The sequence below is a fragment of the Mycobacterium sp. 1164985.4 genome (assembly GCF_001668575.1).
GTDB lineage: Bacteria > Actinomycetota > Actinomycetes > Mycobacteriales > Mycobacteriaceae > Mycobacterium.
This window is the reverse complement of sequence record NZ_LZMD01000057.1, coordinates 91,443-112,572: the sequence shown is the minus strand read 5'-3', so window position 1 is coordinate 112,572 and position 21,130 is coordinate 91,443. Positions and strand designations below refer to the sequence as shown.

Genomic DNA, 21,130 nt, shown 5'->3' with positions numbered 1-21,130 from the left:
GGGTCGCTCCGCCCCTGCGCCCGCACCGACGGTGCCCGACCCCGACTTGCCCCGCGATGCGTTGCGGCTGGATCCCGGTGCCGGGGATTCGCTCGAAAAGCTGCAGCAGGTGTTGCGCGACGCCGCCGGCTAGCCGGTGCTGGTGCCGGTCCAGTACTCGGCGAAGCGGCCGTCCTCGATGCGCAGGATGTCGTTACCGGTGAACCGTTTCGGCCCGTCCTGGGCCGCGCCCGTCCCGACCCACCTCGCCGCCAGCATGTCGCCGTCGACGAACGGCTCGACCTCGATCACGAACTTCAGGTCGCTGAGCATGCGATGGGTCTCCCCGACGACGTCCTGCAGCTGCGCCGGGCCTCGCACGACCCGCCCTGGCCAATGCCCCACGAAATCGTCGGTGACCAGCTCGGCCGCCACGGGTTCACCTGCCCACAGTTCGTCTATCCATCGTCCGTAGAGCTCTTCAGGCGAAATCATGGTGAAGTTCTACCCGGCTCGGCGCGGCGGTACGCAATCCTCCCGACGAATGCGGCGACCTCAGAAGCGGTGGCTTGCGCCGCGACTTCGCAGCGTGTCGAGCAATCGGTCCAGGTCGTCGTCATCGTTGTAGAGGTGGAACCCGACCCGCACGGCCCCGGCCCGGACCGAGACGCGGATGCCCACGGCGGCGAGCCTGTCGGCCGCCCCGTCGATGGGCAGCGACACGATCGGCGAGTCCTGCGGAGGCAGCTGCAGCGCAGCACGCAACCGGGCGGCCAGGCCGACGGTGTGGCGCTCGACGGCGACCGGGTCGAGCGCGGCGAGCCACGGCAGCGTCAGCCCGGTACCCAGCGCGCTGAACCAGGTCGGCGAGATGTCGAACCGCCGCGCGTCGCCGGCGAGCCGGAGCGGAAGCCCGTAGATCGCCTGCCAGGGCTCCTCGGCGGCGTACCAGTTCGCGGCGTGCGGCGTCATCGTGCGACTCACGCGCTCGCTCAGCGACATCCAGGTGACGCCGCGCGGCGCGAGCAGCCACTTGTATGCCGCGGCGACGGTGACGTCCGCCCAGCCGAGATTGAGCGCCTTCCAGCCGACCGCCTGGGTGACGTCGATGACGGTTACGCTGTCCGTGCCCGCGATACTTCGGCGCAACGCATCGGCGTCGAGCAGCGTCCCGGTCGCCGATTGCACCAGGCTCACCACCACCACGTCGAAATCCCCGGCCGACGAGACCAGCTGGTCGGCGGGGAGTTCGGTGACCGTGACGCCGCGGCCGGCCTGTGCGGCGAACGGGAACGTCGTGCTGGTGAACTCCCCCGGCAGCGCGACGACGCGGCTGTTGTCGGGGATCGCGGCCGCGACCAGTCCGAGCGCCCCGGAAACGGTGCTGCCCATGGTCACCGATTCCACGGGCACGCCCGTCAACGCCGCGTAACCGGCCCGTCCGGCGCGCACATGGTCGTCGAACGACGGGACGTCCATGGTGCCCGACTGCCATCTGCCGATGAAGTCGTGCAGCGCCTCGACGACGAAATGCGGCGGCAGACCGTAGGTGGGGGTGTTGAGATACCCTGCCGCACCGGCGAATTGGGCCCCAAAAGCCTCCCGCGCCGCGGTGGCGGTCATCGTTGCGAGGGTGGCTCTTCGCCGCGCAATCTGGCCTGGAGTTGCTCTTTGTCGCGGCGCCTGCGTTCGTCGAAGACCGCGATGCTCTCGTTGGCGCGACGGCGAAGCGGCGCGAACAGCCAAATGCCCAGCGGCAGCGCGATCACCAGCGCGAAGAGCAGCGCGACGACGAGCGGAAATTCGCGCAACCCGAGCAGATGTCCGACGCCGAGAATCGCCGCCGCCAGCGCCGCGACGAGCAAGAGCCGTGCCAGCACATAGGCCAGCACGTTGAGCACGAGCCGAGTTCCTTGGCGACCGTCAGACACGGACCGAGCCTACCGACGGCGCGTATATTCGAACCAAGGAGGTTTTGTTCTCGTGGCGTATCTGCTCCTGATTCTCGTACTGGGCACGCTGGCGTATGTGGGCTGGCGGCTGATGCGAGTCTCTTCGAGCCGTCCGCGCACCCGGGTGATCGGGCCGGACGACGATCCAGAGTTTCTGCGTCGGCTCGGCCAGGAGGACAACCCACGACCGTGACGGGCGCGGTTTAGCGCTTCAGCGTCGGGCGGCGGGAAATCCGGCCGCGACGGCGGCGGCGAGTTCGAGTAGCGCTTCCCTCGTTTCCGGTTTCAAGCGTTCGAGGCTGATCTGCGCTCCTTCTTCGAGGTGTGGGTCGAATGGCACCTCGTGCACCGCCCGGCATCGCCTGCTGAAGTGGTCGACGACCTTTTTCATGTCGACTTTTCCCGACCGCGGCCGCACCGCGTTGATCACCGCGATCGAATTGCGCACCATGTCCTGGTGCCCGTGGGCGTCCAGCCAGTCCAGCGTGGCCGAGGCGCTGCGGGCACCGTCGACCGAACCGGAACTGATCACGATCAGCGTGTCGGCGCTGGCCAACACCGCGGCCATGGCCGAGTGCATCAGACCCGTGCCGCAATCGGTGAGCACCAGGCTGTAAAAGCGCTCGAGGACCTCCAGCGTTCGGCTGTATTCGTCGGAGCTGAACGCCTCCGACACCGCCGGGTCGCTTTCGGAGGCGAGCACCTCCAGCCGGCTCGGGCCCTGAGAGGTGTAGGCGCGCACGTCGCTGTAGGCCTGGATGCCTTCGGCGTCGCGCAGCAGGTGACGCACCGTGGCCGGCGTCTCCAGCGGGACCTTTTCGCTCAGCGTCCCGCGGTCGGGATTCGCGTCGACGGCGATCACGCGGTCACCGCGCAGCGACGCCAGGGTCGCGCCCAGCGTCGCGGTGATCGTCGTCTTGCCCACTCCGCCCTTGAGCGACAGCACCGCGATGCGGTGGCACCCGCGCAACGGGCGTTCGATCTGCGCCGTGAGTTGCTGCCGGCGTCGCGCCTGGGGCCCGTTACCGAGGTTGATCAATGTGAACGACGCGTAATACAGCCACCTGCGCCAGCCCTCTGCGGGGGCTCGCTTGGGTCGGCCCAGCAGCGCGACCGTCGACAGATCGAGATACGGCGGCGGGTCGGCCTCGGCGTTGTCCTGCGGCGGGGAGGCGACCGGCACGCCCTCAGGCGGTGTCGGCGCCGTCCACTGCGGCGGTGGATCGGCCGAGGGATCGCTGAAACGGCTCTGTGCGCGGAAACCACCTGGCGCGTAGGCGTTTTCGGGAATGATGGCCGCCGAAGTCGCGTCGTTACCGAGACGATTTTCAGGCACGCCGGCGATCCCCCATGGCTTCAAAGGCTTACGCGCCCGATCTTAGCCAAGCACGGTGCGGCGACTCAGCCCACTCCGGCGTAAGAGTGCAGCCCTACGGTGACCAGGTTGATGAAGAACAGGTTGAACACCATCGCGATGAAGCCCACGACGTTGATCCACGCGGCCTTCTTGTCCCGCCAACCGGCCGTCGAACGCGCGTGCAGATACGCGGCGTAGACGACCCAGGCGATGAACGACACCGTTTCCTTCGGGTCCCAGCCCCAGTACCGGCCCCACGCCTCTTCGGCCCAGATCGCGCCGAAGATGACGCCAAACCCGAACACCGGGAACGCGAAGATCGTGGTGCGGTAGGCGATTCGGTCCAGGGTCTGCGGATCGGGGAGCCTGTCCAGGGCGCGGGCGAGCACGCCGTCGGAGGCGCCCCGGCGCTGCGGGTCGCCGAACCGCGACATCTTCAGCAGGAACAGGATGCTCGCGACACCGGCGACCAGGAACACCCCAGAGCCGAGGCTGACCACCGAGACGTGGATGGGCAGCCAGTAGGACTGCAGCGCGGGCATCACCGGTGCGGCGTTCGTGTAGAGCCAACGGCCGGAGACCGTCAGCAGGATCAGAACCGGAACGAGCACGAACACCCACAGCGTGCGGTACTGGCGCCGGCGCAACACCACCGCAGCGGCGACCAGTCCGCAGAAGCTGGTCAGGTTGATGAACTCGTACATGTTGCCCCACGGCACCCGTGCGGTCGCCGCACCGCGCAACACGATGCAGACCAGCAGCAGGCCGATGCCGAGGTAGGTCAGCGCGAGACCCGCGCCGCCGATCCGCTCGTCCAGCGGGCGTCGCGGCGCATCGGACACGACCCCGGGCGCGGCGCTGTCCGCGCGCACGCCGGCCGCCGCGGCTCCCTGCCCCGATGTCGCCGCCGCCGCGGCTCCGAGCCCCGATGTCGCCGCCGCCGCGGCTCCGACGAGCTCGCGAGCCTCGACCTTCCGACCGCGGCTGTAGGCCAGCTCGACCGCAAGCAACAGCAGCGCACCCACCAGCACCAGCACCGACGACGTGAACGCCCAGTCCGAGTACCGGGCCAGGTCGATATCGATGTTCACGCTGTTCATGCGCGATCCGCCTCCGCTTCTCGCTCGCCGTTCATGCGCGATCCGCCTCCGCTTCTCGCTCGCCGTTCATGTGACCTTCTCTCCTGCACGATTCGCCGGCGCCGCGTCGGGAAGCAGACGCTGCGTCAACCGCTCGAACTCGTCGCCCCACCCCGAGTTGTCGGTGCGCGCCAACCCGCCCAGCTCGACGGTTACGGTACCCGGACCTGCGGGGTTGATCCGAATCCAGACGCGGCGACGACGGATGACGAGCGACACCAGCAGCCCGGCCATCATGGTCAGCGCGAACACCAGCACCCAGACCTGCGCCGGGTCGTGGGAGACCTGAACGTTGATGAACGGGACCGCGCCGTCGAACCGCACCACCGTGCCGTCGTCGAGCCGCGTCGACTCGCCCGCACCCAGGTTGACGCGCGCCTTCTTGGTGAGCCGGCCCTGCTCGATCAAGCGGGCATCGAGGTTGAACAGCGACTGCGGTCGCCCGGTGTCCAAGCCGGTGTCGCCGCGGTAGACGTCGATCGCCACGGCGGGATCGTTGAGAGCCGGGAAGCTCGAGGACAGCAGCGTGCCGTGCAGCAGTTCGGTCGGCGCGAACAAACCTTGGATCGCGAGCTGGTTCTTACGGCGGTCGTCGGGGTCCGGGTACGTGCCGGCGGGCGGGTCGAAGCGCATGGCGCCCGACGACAGGAACGTGATCTGGTCTTCGGGCCGCCACTGCAACGTCTGCGTGCGCGTCTGCCCGTCGGGGAACGTCACAGTGAAGGTCGGCGCATAACCGTGGCCCTGCAGGTACACGCGGTCGCCGCCGACGCGCAGCGGATGATTGACCTTCAGGTGGTACGGCCGCCAATCGCCGGACTGCAGGTCGGCGCCCGCCTGGTATTCGATGTCGGCGGCGAAGGAGGTCGCCTGACCGGTCGTCAGATAGTCGGCCTGGAAATCGTTGACCCGCAGGCAGATCGGATGCAGCGAGGTGCCGTCGACGGTGTTGCCCGCGCGGAAGGAGTCGAACGCCGCGGGCGAGGCCGAACAGAATCCGGGACCGCCGTCGGCGATGACGATGACGTTGCCCTCGTAACCGAACAGCTTGCCCGCTGCGACCGCGACGAGCAGACCCAGCAGTGAGAAGTGAAAGACGATGTTGCCGAACTCGCGCAGATAGCCCTTCTCCGCGGCGATTTCGATCGTGCCCTCGTCTTCGCGGGTGACCTTGCGCCAGCCCCGCAACCGCTCGCTGATGGTCGTCGCCAGATCGTCCGCGTCGGCGGATACCTCGGCGCTGTGGTGTTTGGGCAGTCGGCTCAGGTTGCGAGGGGCGGACACGGGATTGGCGCGCATGCTGCGGAAGTGCTCGACCAGGCGCGGCGTCAGGCAGCCGACCAGTGAGACGAACAGCAGAACGTAGATCGCGGTGAACCAGAAGCTGGAGAACACGTCGAACGCCTGCACGCGGTCGAGCCAGGGCCCGATCGTCGGATGCTCGGCGATGTACTGGTCGACCTTGGACTCGTTGAGGCTGCGCTGCGGCAGCAGGGCCCCGGGGATCGCGCCCAGCGCGAGCAGGAACAGCAGCACCAGGGCGGTACCCATTGACGTGAGGGTCCGCCAGGTGTTCCGAACCAGCGCGAGCACACGCGAAACTGCCCCATTTCTGGGACTCTCGGGCAGCTTTCCGTCTGTTCGCTGCTTACGCGTGGGCCCTGGCGGGGAAAGAGCGCTCATATCGGCAGCGTCACGTCGCTGACGAACGCGTCGCGGACCCAGGACACGAAGTCGTTCCACACTCCGGTGACCAGCGCGGCACCGACCAGAATCAGCAGCACACCGCCGAAGATCTGGATCGCGCGGGTGTGCTTGCGCAGCCACGCCAGACCCTGCATTGCGCGGGCAGACCCGAACGCCAGAAGCACGAACGGGATTCCGAGGCCCAAACAGTAGGCGACGACCAGCGCGACACCGCGAGCGACGTTGGAGCCGTCGGTCGCCGACGCGACCGCGATCACGCCGGTGAGGGTGGGTCCGAGGCACGGCGTCCAGCCCAGGGCGAACACCGCGCCGAGCAGTGGCGCGCCACCCAGCGTCGAGATCTGCCGCGGAGTGAAGCGGGCCTCGCGCTGCAGCGCCGGGATGAACCCGACGAACGCCAGCCCCATCACGATCGTCACCACCCCTCCGATGCGCTGCAGCAGAAGCTGATTGGTGATCAGCGACGTCGTCATGCCGAGCACCGCGACGGTGCCGAGCACGAAGACGATCGTGAAGCCGGCGACGAACAGCGCGGCCGCGCCGGCCACCCGCAACCGGGTGGTCTTGGTGCTGACAGAGCCCGCGGCGCCGGTGTCGTCGACGCCGACGACCGCAGCCAGATACGACAGGTATCCCGGCACCAACGGCACCACGCACGGCGAGGCGAACGACACCAGCCCGGCGAGCGCGCTGACCAGAAGGGCCAGCAGGACCGGACCGCCGGCGATCAATTGGTCCACCTGGTCGAGGCTCATGCGCCGGCCTTCTCCCCCGGCCCCGCGCCATCCTGTTCAGCCGCAATGCGTTCCACTACCGGCTGCAGATCCTCGGCGAGCAGTTCGCGCAGGAACACCGCGGCGACGCGGTGCTCGCGGTCCAGCACCACCGTGGAGGGGATCACCGTCGTCGGATACCGGCCACCGAACGCGATCATGGTCCGCATCGGGGGGTCGTAGATCGAGGGGAAGGTGATCTTGCGGTCGACGATGAAGTCCCGCGCCGCGTCCCGGTTGTTGTCCCGGACGTCGATGCCGAGGAACTGCACCCCGCGACCCTCCGTGGCGTCGTAAACCTGTTGCAGCTGGCCGATCTCGGTGCGGCACGGGCCACACCACTGACCCCATACGTTGAGCACGACGACCTTGCCGGCGAAGTCGTCGAGGGCGATGGTCTTGTCCGGGTCCATCAGATCGGGGCCACTCAGTGGGCCGGGGCGACCACGATCCTGCGGTGGGTCGTAGAAAATGTCGGTCTGGCCACCGGGTGCGACGAATTCGAAGGTGCCGCCCTGTGCGACGGCGTCGTCACCGGTGGAGCAACCGGCCAGCGCGAGCATCGCCGCGCAGGCCAGCAGGACCCACCGTTTCACTGCCCGGCCAACTCCGCGTAGCCCCAGCCGACATAGGTGTCCCCGTGGAAGTAGAACGACGTCACCGACGCCAGGTTGCACAGCCGCCGAGTCGGCAAATGGTGCAGCGGTCGCCCGGTCATCGCCCGGCGCAGGGTCTCGACTGGCAGCTGATGGCTGACACACACCGCCTCGTGGCCGGCCGCCTTGGCCCTGGCCCGGTGCACGGCGCCGGTCATCCGCTCGGCGATCTCGCGGTACGGCTCTCCCCACGACGGCGTGCGTGGATTGCGGAGATGCCACCAATTACGGGGATCGCGCAGCGCGCCGTCGCCCGGCGAAACCCGTTGTCCCTGGAAGATGTTCGTCGATTCGATGAGCTCATCGTCGGTGTCGATGGACAGCCCCAGCGCCGCCGCTATCGGGGCCGCGGTCTCCTGCGCCCGCTCCAGCGGCGAGGCGACCACATACACGATGTCGCGCAGCGCCAGCCAGTCAGCCACCGCCTGTGCCTGGGCCCTGCCGCGCTCGGAGAGATGGTAGTCGGGGAGGCGGCCGTAGAGGATCTTCTCGGGGTTGTGCACCTCGCCGTGACGCATCACGTGCACCACGGTCTTCACGGCCTCGCCGGCCTCTGACGGCTGCTCGGTCATGCCGGTTTGACCGCCTCAGCCGCGGCGCGGGCCGCGCCGGGCAACGCGGTAGCGATACGGTCGAACGCCTCGTCATCCAAAACCGTTGACACGAACCAGGTCTCGAAAGCACTCGGCGGCGGGTAGATACCGGCGTTTAGCAGCGCGTGGAAGAACGCTGGAAAGCGCCATGTCTCCGACGCGCGCGCCGACGCGAAGTCGGTGACGGGCTGGTCGGTGAAGAACACGCTGAGCATGTTTCCGGCCCGCGAAACCGTGTGTGCCACACCGGCCTCGGCCAGTGCGCGGCCCAGCAGGTCGGTGAGGCGGTCGGCGTTGGCGTCGAGCTTGGCGTAGACCGCGTCGTCGGCTGCGCGCAGTGTCGCCAGCCCGGCCGCCATGGCAACGGGGTTCCCGGACAACGTGCCTGCTTGATACACCGGCCCCTGAGGCGCGAGGCGGTCCATCACCTCGGCGCGTCCGCCGAAGGCCGCCGCGGGCAGCCCGCCGCTCATCACCTTGCCGAAGGTGAAGAGGTCGGCATCGACGGGATCGACGCCGTACCAACCGGATCGGTTGACGCGGAATCCGGTCATCACCTCGTCGACGATCAGCAGTGCGCCGTGTTCCGTCGTAATGCGTCGCAGCGCGGCGTTGAATCCGGGCAGCGGCGGCACGGTGCCCATGTTTCCGGCGCTGGCTTCGGTGATCACGCAGGCGATCTCGTCGCCGAACCGGCCGAAGATCTCCTCGACCGCGGCGACGTTGTTGTAGGGCAGCACGATCGTGTCCGCGGCCGCAGCGCCCGTCACCCCCGGCGAGGACGGCAGCCCGAGCGTGGCGACACCGGAACCCGCGTCGGCCAGCAGCGCGTCGCTGTGGCCGTGATAGCAGCCGGAGAACTTCACGATCTTGGCCCGGCCCGTGAAGCCGCGGGCCAGCCGGATCGCGCTCATCGTGGACTCGGTGCCGGAGTTCACCAGCCGCAGGCGCTCGACCGGGGCGACCCGGTCGATGATCTCGCGGGCCAGCTCCGACTCCGACGGGGTCGGCGCGCCGAACGACAGCCCGTCGGTGACCACCCGCTGCACCGCGGCGACGACGTCGGGGTGCGCGTGACCCAGGATCATCGGTCCCCATGAGCAGACCAGGTCCACGTAGCGGTTACCGTCGGCGTCGGTCAACCAATAGCCGTTGGCGGAGGTGATGAACCGCGGGGTGCCGCCGACCGAGGTGAAGGCCCGTACGGGCGAGTTCACCCCGCCCGGGATGACGGCCGACGCCTCGGCGAACAACCGCGCCGACACCTCGGTGGTCATCTGGTCAGCACGCATGGCCACCAGTGTCCCAGCCTCGTGCAAGCCGTCAACTACAGGGTGTAGTGGTCAACCTTTCGGACGCAGCACGAAGACCGGGTGGTGCGGCCTGGTGCGGCAACCTGCGGAATAAAACTCGACCGGCTCCTTGAGGGCGTCCGCTCCGGCGGGTGGTGACGGTCAGCGGTTCACCCACCCCGACCGTCATGGCGATCGGGTTGAGCGCGGCTGGCTGAGAAACGTCATCGCGGCGGTCGCAACCGGACTGGATTTTGTTTTTTTCTCGGGTATGGTCGCGCATTGGAAGCGGGTGCTAGCGAAAGGGAAAAAATGGCTAGTAAGTCGCAGGGTCGCGAACGAAAAAAGCCGGCGATGACGCTGAAGGAACGCCGTGCCGCCAAACGCGAGAAGTCGGTGGACGAATTCTTGCCGCGCCGAAAACACGCTGGCTGAGGGCCGGTGGCCGGTATTGATGTGACGGTTTTCCGGTATTCACGCGCGAACTGTTGCGCGACCGTTCAGAACAGTTGATCGTTTCTGGATCATTGAAATTCCGCGTCTCGCATATCTCGCGTCACTAGAAGCAATGCGCCATTTTTTGGGCATTTGGAGGACAGTTTGCATGTGTGAGGGACGGTGAATGCCGGCATGCGCGTGGGCAAACAGGAACGAATCGCCAGTTGAGTGAGCGGAGGGTGGGTGGATGGAATTCCAAGATTCGGGCCACGCGCCGGTGATGGTGGTCGGACGAGCATCGAGCCTGTCCGAGGCGATCGCCGCGGCTTGTCGAGACCGCGGCATCGCGGTGGTTCGACACCGACTCAGCGCGGCCACGACACCGAATCTGCCGCACGACGTCACTGCACTCGATTCCGCCGTCGCGATCGTCGACGCCGACTGCGTCGATTCCATGTTCGGCGGGCACCACGCGGCGCGCCGGCGACTACGCCAGTGCGGCGACGCCCTCTGCGAGGCGGCGAGTACGGCGGCCCTCGAGTCGGGCGCGCGTCGCGTCCTCGTCATCGGCGACGCGCGTGGTCTTTCGTTCGGACGCGGGGCCCGCGCCGAGCGATGGTTACGCGATCTCGCGCACCGAATCGGTTACGAAGGCTCGATCAACGGGCTCACCGGGCTGGTGACGTCGTATGCGGTGGTCGAAACCGACCGGCAGGTACGACCGATCGCCGAGGCGGTCGCCGATTGGCACCGCGGCGAGATACCCGGCGGCACAACGCGTTTGGGCGCTGTCGCAATGCGGTAGACGTCAGTGTCGCGGCCGCATCCGCGCCCGAACCGGGCCCTTGGCGATCGTGGTGAACGGCACGTCGGTTTCGAACGTGTCGTTGAGCGATTCGATCCGGGCGGCGCGCACGATCGTGGCCAGCGCCAACGTCGTCTCCAGTCGCGCGAAGTGCTCGCCGATGCACGGCCGCCCGCCGGCCAGCCACGGCAGGAACTGCCAGCGATCGCGGTTCTGGGTGTTCTCGGGACTAAACCGGTCGGGATCGAAGACCTTCGGATTCGGCCACAGGGCCGGGTCATGGTGCAGCCCGTAGATGCCGAGCGCCACCAGGGTGCCGGCCTCGACGCGGTAGCCGTCGACCGCGATGTCGCGGGTCGCCAACCGGGCCACGCCGGCCGCGGGTGGGCACAGGCGGATCGCCTCGTGCAGCACCTGCACCGTGTATTGGAGCCGCGGCACATCGTCGGGGGTCAGTTCCCGGTCACCGATGGCGGCGGCCTCCGCTGCGACGCGGTCCTGAATGTCGGGGTGACGTCCGAGGACCCAGAGCGTGAACGTGAGCGCGGTCGAGGTGGTGTCATGCCCGGCGAGCATGAAGATCAGCAGGTCATTCGAGATGTCGTCGTCGGACAGCGGCAACCCGGTTTCGGGGTCCACCGCCGCCATCAACGCCCGCACCAGGGGCGCGTCCCGCGTCGGGTCGGTGCGGCACGCGCGCACCATGTCGTCGGTGATCTCCTTCATCTCCGCGACCGCGCGGCGCACGCGGCGGCGAGCGGGTGTGGGCAGCCAACGCGGTGCCCGCACCGGTCGCAGCGCACGGTCGGCGGTATAGGACGACGCGACGTGCATACACCGGGCGATGGTGTCGGCGCGCTCGTTGAGGTCGATGCCGAGCACCGAGTGGCCCAACGACTGCATCGCCACGCGGCGGCACTCGTCGTCGAGATCGAGTTCGCCGCCATCGGGCCAGCGGTCGACGAACGCCTGGGCCGCCGCGGACATGTAACCGCCGAACTTGCGGACGTTCTGCTTGGCGAACACCGGCTGCAGCGCCCGCTTGCGGGGCCTCCACAGGTCGTTGGGCAACACGAAAAGGCTGTCGCCCGCCATCTTGCGGACCTCGTCGTGGTAGATGCACCGCTCCGAGGAGTTGTCGGAGCGGGTGAGCACGTCGCGCATGCCGTTGGGCGACATCACGGCGACGATCGGCGGATACACCCACTTCGGCGCGATCTGAATGCGGGTGATGGGGCCGCCTGCGTCGCGAATGACGTCCTGCCCGGTGTCGAGCCGGCGAAGGAGTCGGGCCAGCCGCAAGATCGGCAGCGGGTTCTTGGGCACCAGCGGCAACGCCGTGACGTCGAGCGTGGTGGTCATGTCCAGATCATCACCCCCTGGGGCGCGTCGGCTCGGCACCGGTACGGGATATTCACGCCGACCAGGTGAGCGGCGCGCCTTCACCTTTCATCATCACAGCACCGGGCATGACCCGAATGCGGTAGGGCGACAGCCGGAGCGCGGCGAACTGCTCGGAGGTCGGACCGTCCTGCCACATCGGGATGATTCGCGGGTCGTAGCCGACCGGTGCGGGCGCGGTCGCGAACTTGTCCCACACCGCCGCCTTGGTCTCGTCGTCGACGTACCACTCGACCAGACACTCCGTGCTGCAGGTGTCGTGGTCGGGCCTCCAGTAGCTCACCGAGATCTCCGGGTGCACGGCGAGATGGCGCTTCTTGATCGGCGACGGCACCGTGGCGATCCAGCCGAACAGGTCGGTGCCGTCCCACTCCCAGATGGGATGCAGGATGCGGGTACGTGGCCTGCCGTTGGCATCGACGGTGGCCACCGAGGCCCACACAATGGAATGAGCCATCTCGACGAACGCGGGCGCGATCTGCTGCAGGGTGGTCACGGTGCCTAGCGTAGGCAAGCGCCGTACCGGCCGGTCAGTTGCCGCCGCTCTCCGAGGCCTCGCTGTCTGCGGATTCCTTGCTGAACTTCGGGTTTCCGTCGTCGTCGAGCCAATCGTTGACCGCGGTGCCCGCAACGGCACCGCCGGTGCCGGGCATTTTGGCGGTCGGCCGCTCCTCTTCGTAGGCCTTGTGCATCTCTTTGGCCTTTTCCCGATGCTCGTCGGTCACTTCTGGTTTCTCGGTGGGCGGCGGCGTCTCCTGCTCGCTGGTGACCTGGTGATGTTCGTCGGTCTCCGGTTCGGCCTTCCTCTGCTCCTCGAGGAACCCTTCCTTGTCCTGCCCTTGTTCGCTGGTCATGGACTACGACTGCCCGGAGAGCCGAAAAACGAAACGCAGTTTCGGCTAACCGGTGGGAACCGACCGCAAAGCGGCGGGCAGGCTCGGAAGAAAGTGTTTGCGAGCGAAAACTCGGATGTCGTCGGCGGACTCCAGCGGCTGAGAACTGGGCAGCAGCAACACCATCGCCGCATACCGCAGGATGGTGTCGGCCAACTCCTCGAAGGCCTCCTCCCCGATCCGCTCGGCGAATCCGGCGGGGAAGATGATCCGCAACGCGGCGGCCATCCGGGCGATCGCCGCGTCGTAGTGCTTGCGGGCGAGTTCGAGCAGCAGCGCGGGCTCGTCGGTCAGTATCCGGTACAGCACGCGATGGCGGCGGAACTTCAAGATCGACAGGGTGAACGCCTCGACATAGTAATTCGACTGCGGCCCAACTCGTTTGACCTCCTCGGCGATGTCGGCGAACAGCGCGATGTTCTCGCGCTCGATCACCGCGGCCACGAGCTCGTCGCGGTTGGCGAAGCGCCGGTAGATCGTCGTGCGGCTGACGCCTGCGCGGCGCGCGACGTCGTCGAGCGCGACCCGACGGAAGCCGTGCCGCTCGAACTCGATGACGGCGGCGTCGAGGATGGCTTCCATCGCCGGGTCGTTGCCCACAGCCGGGTCAGGCTCGGGCATAACCCTTTTGGGCGTAGCCGTTGTAGCGCCACTTCATAGGCAGACGATCCCACACCCAGTTGACCGGTCGCGAGCGCCAGAACGCCGCGAAGCGTTGGTAGCGAAGCTCCTGACGCTCACTCCACGGCAATTGCAGCAGCTCGCGAGCACGGGGCGGCAACCCGCCGGTGGTCAGGAACGCCGCCAGCGGGTTGAACAGCGGCCCGATCAGCCGCCATGCCCACGCGGGAACGCCCTTGGGGCACGGGAAGCCCTTGGTGACGTAGCCGACGCCGTACACCGCGGTCTTGTGTGCGACGACGATCTCGTCGAGCATGCGGTCCCAGTAGCGCTCGAACTCGTCGTAGGTGGCCGGCATCGGCCGCTCACTCACGCCGTAGCGGCGGTACCAGGTCTTCGACTCGAGATAGATCTGCTCCTTCTCCTCGCGGCTCAGCCGCTTGACGAAGGTGTCGGCGAAGTACAGCACCTGTTCGACGAACGTCGCGTGCGCCCAGAAGTAGGTCTCCGGTTCCAGCGCGTGGTAGCGCTTGCCGTCAGGCATCTCACCCTTGATCTCGGTGTGAAAGTCACGGACCTGCGTCCCCGGATTGTCGTCGTCGGATCCGTAGACGGTGTTGAAGATCGGCGGCAGCGAACGCTTCACCCGCGCGGCGGTGTCGTCGAAGAACACCGAATGGTCGAGCACGCCCTGGCCGAGTTCGGCGAGCATGTTCTGCAGCACCGCGGGCCGCGGCCCGATCAGGTACATCCGGTTGTCCCCGAAATAGCGCCACACCAGCGACTGCGGGCCCAGCGGCAGCGCGTCGTCGACGGGTCTGTTCGTCTCCACCAACTCGGTCATGTGAAACAGTGTTACAAATTTCGCACTTTGTACCAAGCGGCTGTGAGAGGGCTCACGACAAACAGGATCGGCGCGCGGAAGAGAAGCCGTGGTCGTGAAAGCCGTCGATCACCGACCGGGAATGCTATTTCGCGTCAGCTCGCGCGAGCACGACGCCCGTGGGCGACGGCCATCACCACGAGCACCCCGGCGACCGCCGCCAGCAGTAGCGCCAGGCCGAGCATCGGCGCGCTGTACTCAATCGAGGACATCTCGGGCTCGCCTTCGAGCACTGGCGCCACCGCGACTGTCGTCGCGGCCGCCGTCCAGCTCAGCACGCTGCCCGCCGCCGCGGCGACGGCCAGCACAAGCTCGAGCGCTGCCCGGACCCTCATGCGGGCGGGATGCGCTCTTCGACCAGTTGGGTCAGCGTCTCGCGGAGCTTCTGATGCTTGCGGGCCCACGCCTGTGCGGTGCGGTCATTGGTCATCTTCAGCCCGATGCCGGTGCGGCCGCGGGGGACGCCGGTGAGCTCGCCGAGCGCGCGCGCCGACTGCCATTTCGGGGCCTCGGCGCCGGTGGGTTCGGGGTAGATGCGCACGATCTCGTCCGTGCGGATCCGTTCGGTGCCCTGCCGCAGGGTGTCCGGCGTCAGCTCGACCGAGGTGTGAATGCGCGCGGCCTTGACCTGGATGGCGAGGAAGCCCGTGACGAGGAGCAGGAACATGCCGGGCACCATCCACTGGAAGCCGTAACCGGCCGACGCCTGAATCAGCCCCATGGCGATCGCCGAGGCCGGTCCGGCCGCCAACCACCACCAGCTTGCACCCTGCTCGTAGAACAGCACCTGCGGCGCCTTCTCGGTCATGTCGCTTCCCCCTGGTCGGCCGCCGGCCGCGAGATCAGGACCGCCCCCGCGATCAACGGGAGCACCGCGAGCACGGTGACGAAGTGGACGACGCCGCTCAGGGCGAGCAGCGCAACGAACACGACGATCGTCGACGCCAGCGCCACGCCTGCCCGGCGAAATCGGACATCGCCAGTGCGGCTGTGGCCGGCGAGAAACGCCATCCCCGCACCCGCGGCGACGGTGAGGATCCCCGCGCCGCGGAACAGCGTCGGCAGGTTCACCGAGGCGGCGATCAGACCGCCGAGGATCAACATCACCGAAGCGACGACCCAGCACCAGAAGGCGGCGGTGACGACGCGGTTTCGCGGCGCAGGAGCGGTCATGGTCGGGTCAGCCTATCGGGTCACCGGGTGAAGAAGTCGGTGGCGTCTTTGCGGTGCAGCAGATACACGCCGCCGACGATCAGCACCGAGCCGAGGATCGCGGTGACCGCGTACGAGACTGCGGCGGCCGGCGGACGGTCGCCGCGCAACAGGCTGCTCGCGACGTAGACGACGGCCGCGACGCCCGTACCGGTCAACACGGTGCGGGCCCACCGGTAGCCCTGACGCATCAGGATCTGGAAGGTCAGCACGATGGCGCCGATGATCACGATGAACACCACCGAGAGCGCGAGCACCGGCGCCGGCAGCTTGTCGGTGCGGTCATCGACCAGCAGGTCGACGATGTGGCCGATGATCAGCAGCGGAAGCGACGCGACCCAGAGCCAGAAGCCGGTGTCCACGTCGTCGGGGCGGGTGTCGGGTTCGCGTGGCGGCTGCCCGGCGGGATCCGAACGGCCGTGTGACTCCGGGCTCACGCCAGCCAGGCGGCGACGTCGGCCGCCCAGTACGTCAAGACGATGTCCGCCCCGGCCCGCCGGATACTGGTCAGTGTCTCGAGGGCGACGGTCTGCAGGTCGATCCAGCCGTTGGCGGCGGCCGCGCTGATCATCGAGTACTCGCCGGAGACCTGGTAGGCGGCCACCGGCACGGGCGACAGGTCTGCCGCCGCGCGCACGACGTCGAGATAGCCCATCGCGGGTTTGACCATCACGATGTCGGCGCCTTCGTCGATGTCGAGTTCGATCTCGTGTAACGCCTCGCGCGCATTGCCCGGGTTCTGTTGATACGTACGGCGATCGCCGCGCAGGCTCGACCCCACCGCATCGCGGAACGGGCCGTAGAAACCCGAGGCGAACTTCGCGGCGTAGGCCAGGATGACCGTGTCAGTGTGCCCCGCGGCGTCCAGGCCGTCGCGGATCGCGGCGACCTGGCCGTCCATCATGCCGCTCGGACCCACGACGTGGGCACCCGAATCCGCTTGCGCCACAGCAAGTTCCACGTAGCGTTTGTTGGTCAGGTCATTATCGACCCTGCCCGCACCGTCGAGCACCCCGCAATGGCCGTGGTCGGTGAACTCGTCGAGGCAGGTGTCGGCCATCAGGACGGTGTCGTCGCCGAGGTCGCCGGCCAGGCCGCGCAGTGCGACGTTGAGGATGCCGTCCTCGGCAACGCCGATCGAACCGGTGGGGTCCTTGTCCTCGTCACGCGGAACGCCGAACAGCATCAAGCCGCCGACACCGGCCGCCACCGCATCGGCGGCGGCACGGCGCAGCGAATCGCGGGTGTGCTGCACGACGCCCGGCATCGAGGAGATCTCGCGGGGTTCGTCGATGCCGTCGGCGACGAACATCGGCAGCACCAGTTGGCGTGGCTCCAAGGCGGTTTCGGCGACCAGCCGCCGCAACGCCGGAGTCGCGCGCAGCCTGCGGGGACGATGCCTGGGAAAGCCCATCGCGGTCAGCGGCGGCGGCTCTTCTTACGCGGCGGGGGCAGGGCGCCCTCGGCGCGCAGCCGGGCGGCGTGCTCGGCAAGCGCCTCCACCAGCGGACCGACGGCGGCGACCTCGGGCTGCACATCGACGCGCAGGCCGAATTCCGCTGCAGTCTCGGCGGTTTTGGGTCCGATGCACGCGACGATGGTGCGCGCGTGCGGCTTGCCCGCGATACCGACCAGGTTGCGCACCGTGGAGCTCGAGGTGAAGCAGACCGCGTCGAAGCCGCCGGTCTTGATCATCTCGCGGGTGTGCGCGGGCGGCGGTGCGGCACGCACCGTGCGGTACGCCGTGACGTCCTCGATCTCCCAGCCGCGTTCGCGCAGGCCCTCGGCCAGCGTCTCGGTGGCGATGTCGGCGCGCGGCAGCAGCACGCGGTTCACCGGGTCGAAAACGTCGTCGTACGGCGGGAATTCATCGAGCAGGCCCAGCGACGACTGCTCACCGGCCGGCACCAGCTCGGGATTGATACCGAACGCTCGCACCCGGTCGGCCGTGGCCTGGCCGACGCAGGCGATCTTCACGCCCGAGAACGCCCTCGCGTCGAGGCCGAACTCGTTGAACTTCTCCCACACCGCGCGCACGGCGTTGGTGGAGGTGAACACCACCCACTGGAACCGGCCGTCGACCAGACCCTTGACTGCGCGCTCCATCTGGGCGGGGCTGCGCGGCGGCTCGACCGCGATGGTGGGGACCTCGATCGGCAATGCGCCGTGGCCCACCAGCTTCTCGCTCATCTCGCCGGCCTGATCCTTGGTACGCGGTACCAACACGGTCCAGCCGTACAGCGCGCGGCTCTCCCACCAGTTCAGCTTGGTGCGGTTGGCCACGGTCTTGCCGATGGTCACGACGAGAGGTCCGGACAACGGGCCCGACGGCTCGGTGCCGGCCAGGGTCGCCTTGTCGAGCAGCCCGGCCAGCGTCGTCTCGACCGAACGCTGTTGGCACGTCGTACCGTTCGCGGTCACCACCAACGGCGTGGTGTCGGTCAGCCCGTACTCGATCAGCGTGCGCGCCGCGTCGGGCAGATGCGACGCCGTCGCGTGCAGGATCAGCGGGCCGGGCGCGGCGGCCAGTGCGGCCCAGTCGACGTCGGGATCGCGGACGTCGGCCACGGTGTGCGCCGATCCCAGCGGCAGCCCCGCATACGTGGGCACCGCGGTGGTGTCCGGCAGGCCCGGCACGATCTCGAAGTTCAGGTGCGACTTCGCCAGCGCCGACACCTCGGTGATCACCGCGTCCACCGACAGCGGATCGCCCGCGACCAGGCGCACCACGTCGACGCCGGTACGGGCCTCGGTGATCAGCGTCTTGGCCACCTCGGCCGGATCGCCGACGGCCGAGCGGATGTCGGGCCCGCCCGTGATGGCCGGCGCATCGGCGTCGGAGGCCTCGCCGTCTTTGGGGGCCTCGGCGGGTTCGGGCCCCGACGGGGGCGGCAGCTCGCAACCCACCAGGGCCAGCACGGCTTCCGGCACGTCGGGGTCGGTGAACACCAGGGCGGCGTTGGCGAGCACGGTGTGGGCCCGCGTCGTCAGCAGACCGGGGTCGCCGGGACCCGATCCGACGAACGTGATGCGGCCCGGCTTCGGCTTGCGCCCCCGCCCGCTGGTCTGGCCTGTCATCTCACTCACTCATCTCTCTGCTCTTCGCTTATCGCTCATCGCAGCTCTACAGCTCAGTTGGCGTCCGCCATGAGTTCGCGCGCCCCGAGGTCGAACAACTCCTCGGCGACCGAGAGCCCCAGCTCCCGGGCCCGGTCGGGAGTGCCGACGCCGGACGCGCGGATCACGTCGGATCCGTCCAGCGCCGCTACGCAGCCGCGCAGCGACACCTCTTCGAAGACGTTGCCGTCCTCATCGATGGACTCGACCACCTCCGCGATCGCTCCCACCGGTGCGGAACAACCCGCCTCCAGTCGGGCGAGCAGGGCCCGTTCCGCGGTGACTGCGGCGCGCGTGTCGGCGTCGTCCAACTCCGCCAGCAGCGCGGCAAGCTCGGTGTCGCCTGCGCGGCACTCGACCGCGAGCGCACCTTGAGCCGGCGCTGGCAACATCTGCACCGGCTCGAGAGTCTCGGTGACATCTGCCAGCCGCCCGATGCGGGCCAGTCCCGCCCGTGCGACTACGATGCCGTCGAGATCACCGTTGCTAACCCTGTTCAACCTGGTATCCAGGTTGCCTCTTAGGGGGCGGATTTCCAAACCGAGACCCAGTGCTCTAAGCTGTGCGGCCCGTCGCGGGCTCGATGTGCCGATGACCGACCCCGCGGGCAACTCCCCGAGCACCAGTCCGTCGCGCGCCACCAGCGCGTCTCGCGGGTCTTCGCGCGGGGGGCTGGCGGCGATGACGAAGCGCGGGTCGACCGCTGTCGGCAAATCCTTGAATGAGTGCACGGCGGCGTCGACCCGGCCCTCGTGGATGGCCTCCCGCAGGGCCGCGGTGAACACGCCGACGCCGATCTCGGCGATCGGGCCCTGGTTGCGGTCGCCCTCGGTGGACACCGGGACGAGCTCGGCGGCGTGCCCGTTCGCGATCAGCGCGTCCCGAATCGTTCCCGCCTGGGTGGTCGCCAAGAGACTGGCGCGAGTGCCTATCCGAATTACAGTCAAGCGTTACTCGGCCTTGTCGAGATCCGATGCGAGCAAAGGCAATTCGGGCCCGGCGACAGCATCGACGGCCTGCTGGTCGAGCTCGAACAGCTCACGCAGCGCCTCGGCGTAACTGTCCCCGCCGGGTGCGCTGGCCAGTTGCTTGACGCGCACCGTCGGGGCGTGCAGGAGCTTGTCGACCACCCGGCGCACCGTCCTGGCGACCTCGTCGCGCTGCGCGGTGTCCAGGTCAGGCAGCCGGTTGTCGAGACGCAGCAGCTCGGCCTCGACCACGTCGGCGGCGCGCTGACGCAGCGCGGTGACCGTCGGGGTGACCTCGGCCATCCGCTGGCCGGCAAGGTACTTGGCGACCTCCGCGGCGACGATCGCGCGGGCGGCCTCGGCGTCGGACGACGCGGCTCGGGCCGCCGGTTCGCGCTGAATGCGTTCCATGTCGACGACGTAGACGCCGGGCAGACCCGCCACCGCGGGGTCCACGTCGCGGGGCATGCCGAGGTCGCAGATGACCAGCTGCTTGAGCTCTTGGCCGTGCGCCAGACCGCGGTGGACGTCGGCCAGCGAAACCACCGGCCGAACCGCTCCGGTGCAGCAGACGACGACGTCGGCGTCGGTGAGCAGCGGCGGCAAGTGGTCGAACGGGAAGGGTTGTGACTCGATACCCAGCTCGCGGACGTTGGCCGCGAGGCGCTTGGCCCGGGGCTGGCTGCGGTTCACGACGTGGATGCGCTCGACGCCCGCCCGCGCCAGGTGCTTTGCGGCCAGCGAGCCCATCGAACCCGCGCCGATGACCACCGCGGTGCGGCCCGCCAGCGAACCGAGCTTGCTTTCGGCGGTGTCCAGCGCGACGGAGACGACCGAGGCGCCCGCGGCGTCGATGCCGGTCTCGGTGTGCACCCGCTTGCCGACGGCCAGCGCGCGCTGCGACAGTTCGTGCAGGGTGCGCCCGACGGTGTGGTTGGCCTCGGCGGCGGCGTAGGCGCGGCGGACCTGGCCGAGAACCTGCTGCTCGCCGACGACCGCGGAATCGAGGCCGGACGCCACCGCGAACAGGTGCTCGACGGCCGCTTCGGCGTACCGGACGTAGGCGTATTTGGTCAGGTCGTTGAGGCTCATCCCGGAATGGTCGGAAAGCACCTGCCCGATCACCGACAGACCGCCGTGGAACGCGTCGACGACCGCATAGACCTCGACGCGGTTGCACGTGGACAGCACCATGGCCTCGGTGACGAGGGAGGATTGCAGCACCTGGTCGATGATCTTTGCCTGATCGGACTCGTCGGTGCTCAGCTGCTCGAGCACGGACACCGGCGCGCTGCGGTGCGAAACCCCGAAAAGCAGCACGCTCACGGCTTCATCACCACGTCA

Annotated in this window: 25 protein-coding genes; 2 read left to right on the top strand and 23 right to left on the bottom strand. The window is 68.5% G+C overall.

Annotated elements, in window-relative coordinates; translation table 11 throughout:
- Positions 1–129: 129 nt before the first annotated feature.
- From A5650_RS09790 to A5650_RS09780, 3 genes are read right to left on the bottom strand one after another with little or no spacing between them, the layout of a single operon-like run.
- Positions 130–474, bottom strand: a complete 345-nt coding sequence (locus tag A5650_RS09790; RefSeq protein WP_067289731.1) for an ester cyclase — start codon at positions 472–474, stop codon at positions 130–132.
- Positions 475–534: 60 nt separating this feature from the next.
- Positions 535–1,602, bottom strand: coding sequence for an aminotransferase class V-fold PLP-dependent enzyme (locus A5650_RS09785; protein ID WP_067289727.1), 1,068 nt, complete (start codon positions 1,600–1,602; stop codon positions 535–537).
- The gene (locus A5650_RS09780) at positions 1,599–1,910 is read right to left on the bottom strand and encodes a DUF4229 domain-containing protein (RefSeq protein ID WP_067289723.1); all 312 of its coding nucleotides are present in this window, start codon (positions 1,908–1,910) and stop codon (positions 1,599–1,601) included. The genes A5650_RS09785 and A5650_RS09780 overlap by 4 nt, the downstream gene beginning before the upstream one ends.
- Positions 1,911–1,962: 52 nt before the next feature.
- Between A5650_RS09780 and A5650_RS27110 the strand changes: the two genes are divergently transcribed.
- On the top strand, positions 1,963–2,124 hold the full coding sequence (locus A5650_RS27110) for a hypothetical protein (protein ID WP_090276363.1): 162 nt from the start codon (positions 1,963–1,965) through the stop codon (positions 2,122–2,124).
- Between the two features lie 18 nt (positions 2,125–2,142).
- Here A5650_RS27110 and A5650_RS09775 read toward each other — a convergent pair whose 3' ends face one another.
- The 7 genes from A5650_RS09775 to hemL all read right to left on the bottom strand — a co-directional run bounded on the left by A5650_RS09775 (position 2,143) and on the right by hemL (position 9,448).
- The gene (locus A5650_RS09775; RefSeq protein ID WP_082950695.1) at positions 2,143–3,222 is read right to left on the bottom strand and encodes a MinD/ParA family ATP-binding protein; all 1,080 of its coding nucleotides are present in this window, start codon (positions 3,220–3,222) and stop codon (positions 2,143–2,145) included.
- Positions 3,223–3,332: 110 nt separating this feature from the next.
- Positions 3,333–4,388, bottom strand: coding sequence for a c-type cytochrome biogenesis protein CcsB (gene ccsB, locus A5650_RS09770; protein WP_067289717.1), 1,056 nt, complete (start codon positions 4,386–4,388; stop codon positions 3,333–3,335).
- A 66-nt stretch (positions 4,389–4,454) separates the two neighbouring features.
- Positions 4,455–5,978, bottom strand: a complete 1,524-nt coding sequence (gene resB / locus A5650_RS09765; RefSeq protein ID WP_197501828.1) for a cytochrome c biogenesis protein ResB — start codon at positions 5,976–5,978, stop codon at positions 4,455–4,457.
- Positions 5,979–6,106: 128 nt separating this feature from the next.
- Positions 6,107–6,889: a cytochrome c biogenesis CcdA family protein gene (locus tag A5650_RS09760; RefSeq protein ID WP_067289714.1), complete on the bottom strand. Its 783-nt coding sequence runs from the start codon at positions 6,887–6,889 to the stop codon at positions 6,107–6,109.
- A complete protein-coding gene (locus A5650_RS09755) occupies positions 6,886–7,470 on the bottom strand; it encodes a TlpA disulfide reductase family protein (protein WP_156744074.1) in 585 nt (194 codons plus the stop codon). Before A5650_RS09755 ends, A5650_RS09760 begins: the two co-directional genes overlap by 4 nt.
- A 29-nt stretch (positions 7,471–7,499) precedes the next feature.
- Entirely contained in the window at positions 7,500–8,135 is a 636-nt protein-coding gene (locus tag A5650_RS09750; protein WP_067289709.1) for a histidine phosphatase family protein, read from the bottom strand.
- On the bottom strand, positions 8,132–9,448 hold the full coding sequence (gene hemL / locus A5650_RS09745; RefSeq protein WP_067289707.1) for a glutamate-1-semialdehyde 2,1-aminomutase: 1,317 nt from the start codon (positions 9,446–9,448) through the stop codon (positions 8,132–8,134). Before hemL ends, A5650_RS09750 begins: the two co-directional genes overlap by 4 nt.
- Before the next feature lie 685 nt (positions 9,449–10,133).
- Here hemL and A5650_RS09740 point away from each other — a divergent pair.
- Complete coding sequence (locus tag A5650_RS09740) at positions 10,134–10,691, top strand: hypothetical protein (protein WP_067289704.1); 558 nt, start codon at positions 10,134–10,136, stop codon at positions 10,689–10,691.
- Positions 10,692–10,694: 3 nt separating this feature from the next.
- Here A5650_RS09740 and A5650_RS09735 read toward each other — a convergent pair whose 3' ends face one another.
- The 13 genes from A5650_RS09735 to A5650_RS09675 form a co-directional block, all read right to left on the bottom strand.
- On the bottom strand, positions 10,695–12,053 hold the full coding sequence (locus tag A5650_RS09735; protein ID WP_067289702.1) for a cytochrome P450: 1,359 nt from the start codon (positions 12,051–12,053) through the stop codon (positions 10,695–10,697).
- Between the two features lie 52 nt (positions 12,054–12,105).
- Entirely contained in the window at positions 12,106–12,588 is a 483-nt protein-coding gene (locus tag A5650_RS09730) for a pyridoxamine 5'-phosphate oxidase family protein (RefSeq protein WP_067289698.1), read from the bottom strand.
- 34 nt (positions 12,589–12,622) lie between these two features.
- Positions 12,623–12,946, bottom strand: coding sequence for a hypothetical protein (locus A5650_RS09725; protein WP_067289696.1), 324 nt, complete (start codon positions 12,944–12,946; stop codon positions 12,623–12,625).
- Between the two features lie 45 nt (positions 12,947–12,991).
- The gene (locus A5650_RS09720; protein ID WP_067289694.1) at positions 12,992–13,606 is read right to left on the bottom strand and encodes a TetR/AcrR family transcriptional regulator; all 615 of its coding nucleotides are present in this window, start codon (positions 13,604–13,606) and stop codon (positions 12,992–12,994) included.
- A complete protein-coding gene (locus A5650_RS09715) occupies positions 13,593–14,450 on the bottom strand; it encodes an oxygenase MpaB family protein (RefSeq protein ID WP_067289692.1) in 858 nt (285 codons plus the stop codon). The genes A5650_RS09720 and A5650_RS09715 overlap by 14 nt, the downstream gene beginning before the upstream one ends.
- Positions 14,451–14,584: 134 nt before the next feature.
- Complete coding sequence (locus tag A5650_RS09710; protein ID WP_067289690.1) at positions 14,585–14,824, bottom strand: hypothetical protein; 240 nt, start codon at positions 14,822–14,824, stop codon at positions 14,585–14,587.
- Positions 14,821–15,297 carry a transport-regulating membrane protein Mce1N gene (mce1N, locus tag A5650_RS09705; protein ID WP_067289687.1) on the bottom strand — a complete coding sequence of 159 codons (477 nt, stop codon included), beginning with the start codon at positions 15,295–15,297 and terminating at the stop codon, positions 14,821–14,823. Before mce1N ends, A5650_RS09710 begins: the two co-directional genes overlap by 4 nt.
- A complete protein-coding gene (locus A5650_RS09700; protein ID WP_067289683.1) occupies positions 15,294–15,662 on the bottom strand; it encodes a hypothetical protein in 369 nt (122 codons plus the stop codon). Before A5650_RS09700 ends, mce1N begins: the two co-directional genes overlap by 4 nt.
- A gap of 20 nt (positions 15,663–15,682) precedes the next feature.
- Positions 15,683–16,138, bottom strand: a complete 456-nt coding sequence (locus A5650_RS09695) for a hypothetical protein (protein WP_067289680.1) — start codon at positions 16,136–16,138, stop codon at positions 15,683–15,685.
- The gene (gene hemB, locus A5650_RS09690; RefSeq protein WP_067289672.1) at positions 16,135–17,115 is read right to left on the bottom strand and encodes a porphobilinogen synthase; all 981 of its coding nucleotides are present in this window, start codon (positions 17,113–17,115) and stop codon (positions 16,135–16,137) included. Before hemB ends, A5650_RS09695 begins: the two co-directional genes overlap by 4 nt.
- A gap of 5 nt (positions 17,116–17,120) precedes the next feature.
- A complete protein-coding gene (locus tag A5650_RS09685; RefSeq protein WP_067289664.1) occupies positions 17,121–18,779 on the bottom strand; it encodes a bifunctional uroporphyrinogen-III C-methyltransferase/uroporphyrinogen-III synthase in 1,659 nt (552 codons plus the stop codon).
- A 53-nt stretch (positions 18,780–18,832) separates the two neighbouring features.
- On the bottom strand, positions 18,833–19,765 hold the full coding sequence (hemC, locus tag A5650_RS09680; protein ID WP_067289660.1) for a hydroxymethylbilane synthase: 933 nt from the start codon (positions 19,763–19,765) through the stop codon (positions 18,833–18,835).
- Positions 19,766–19,768: 3 nt separating this feature from the next.
- Positions 19,769–21,112: a glutamyl-tRNA reductase gene (locus A5650_RS09675; protein ID WP_067289656.1), complete on the bottom strand. Its 1,344-nt coding sequence runs from the start codon at positions 21,110–21,112 to the stop codon at positions 19,769–19,771.
- Positions 21,113–21,130 lie beyond the last annotated feature (18 nt).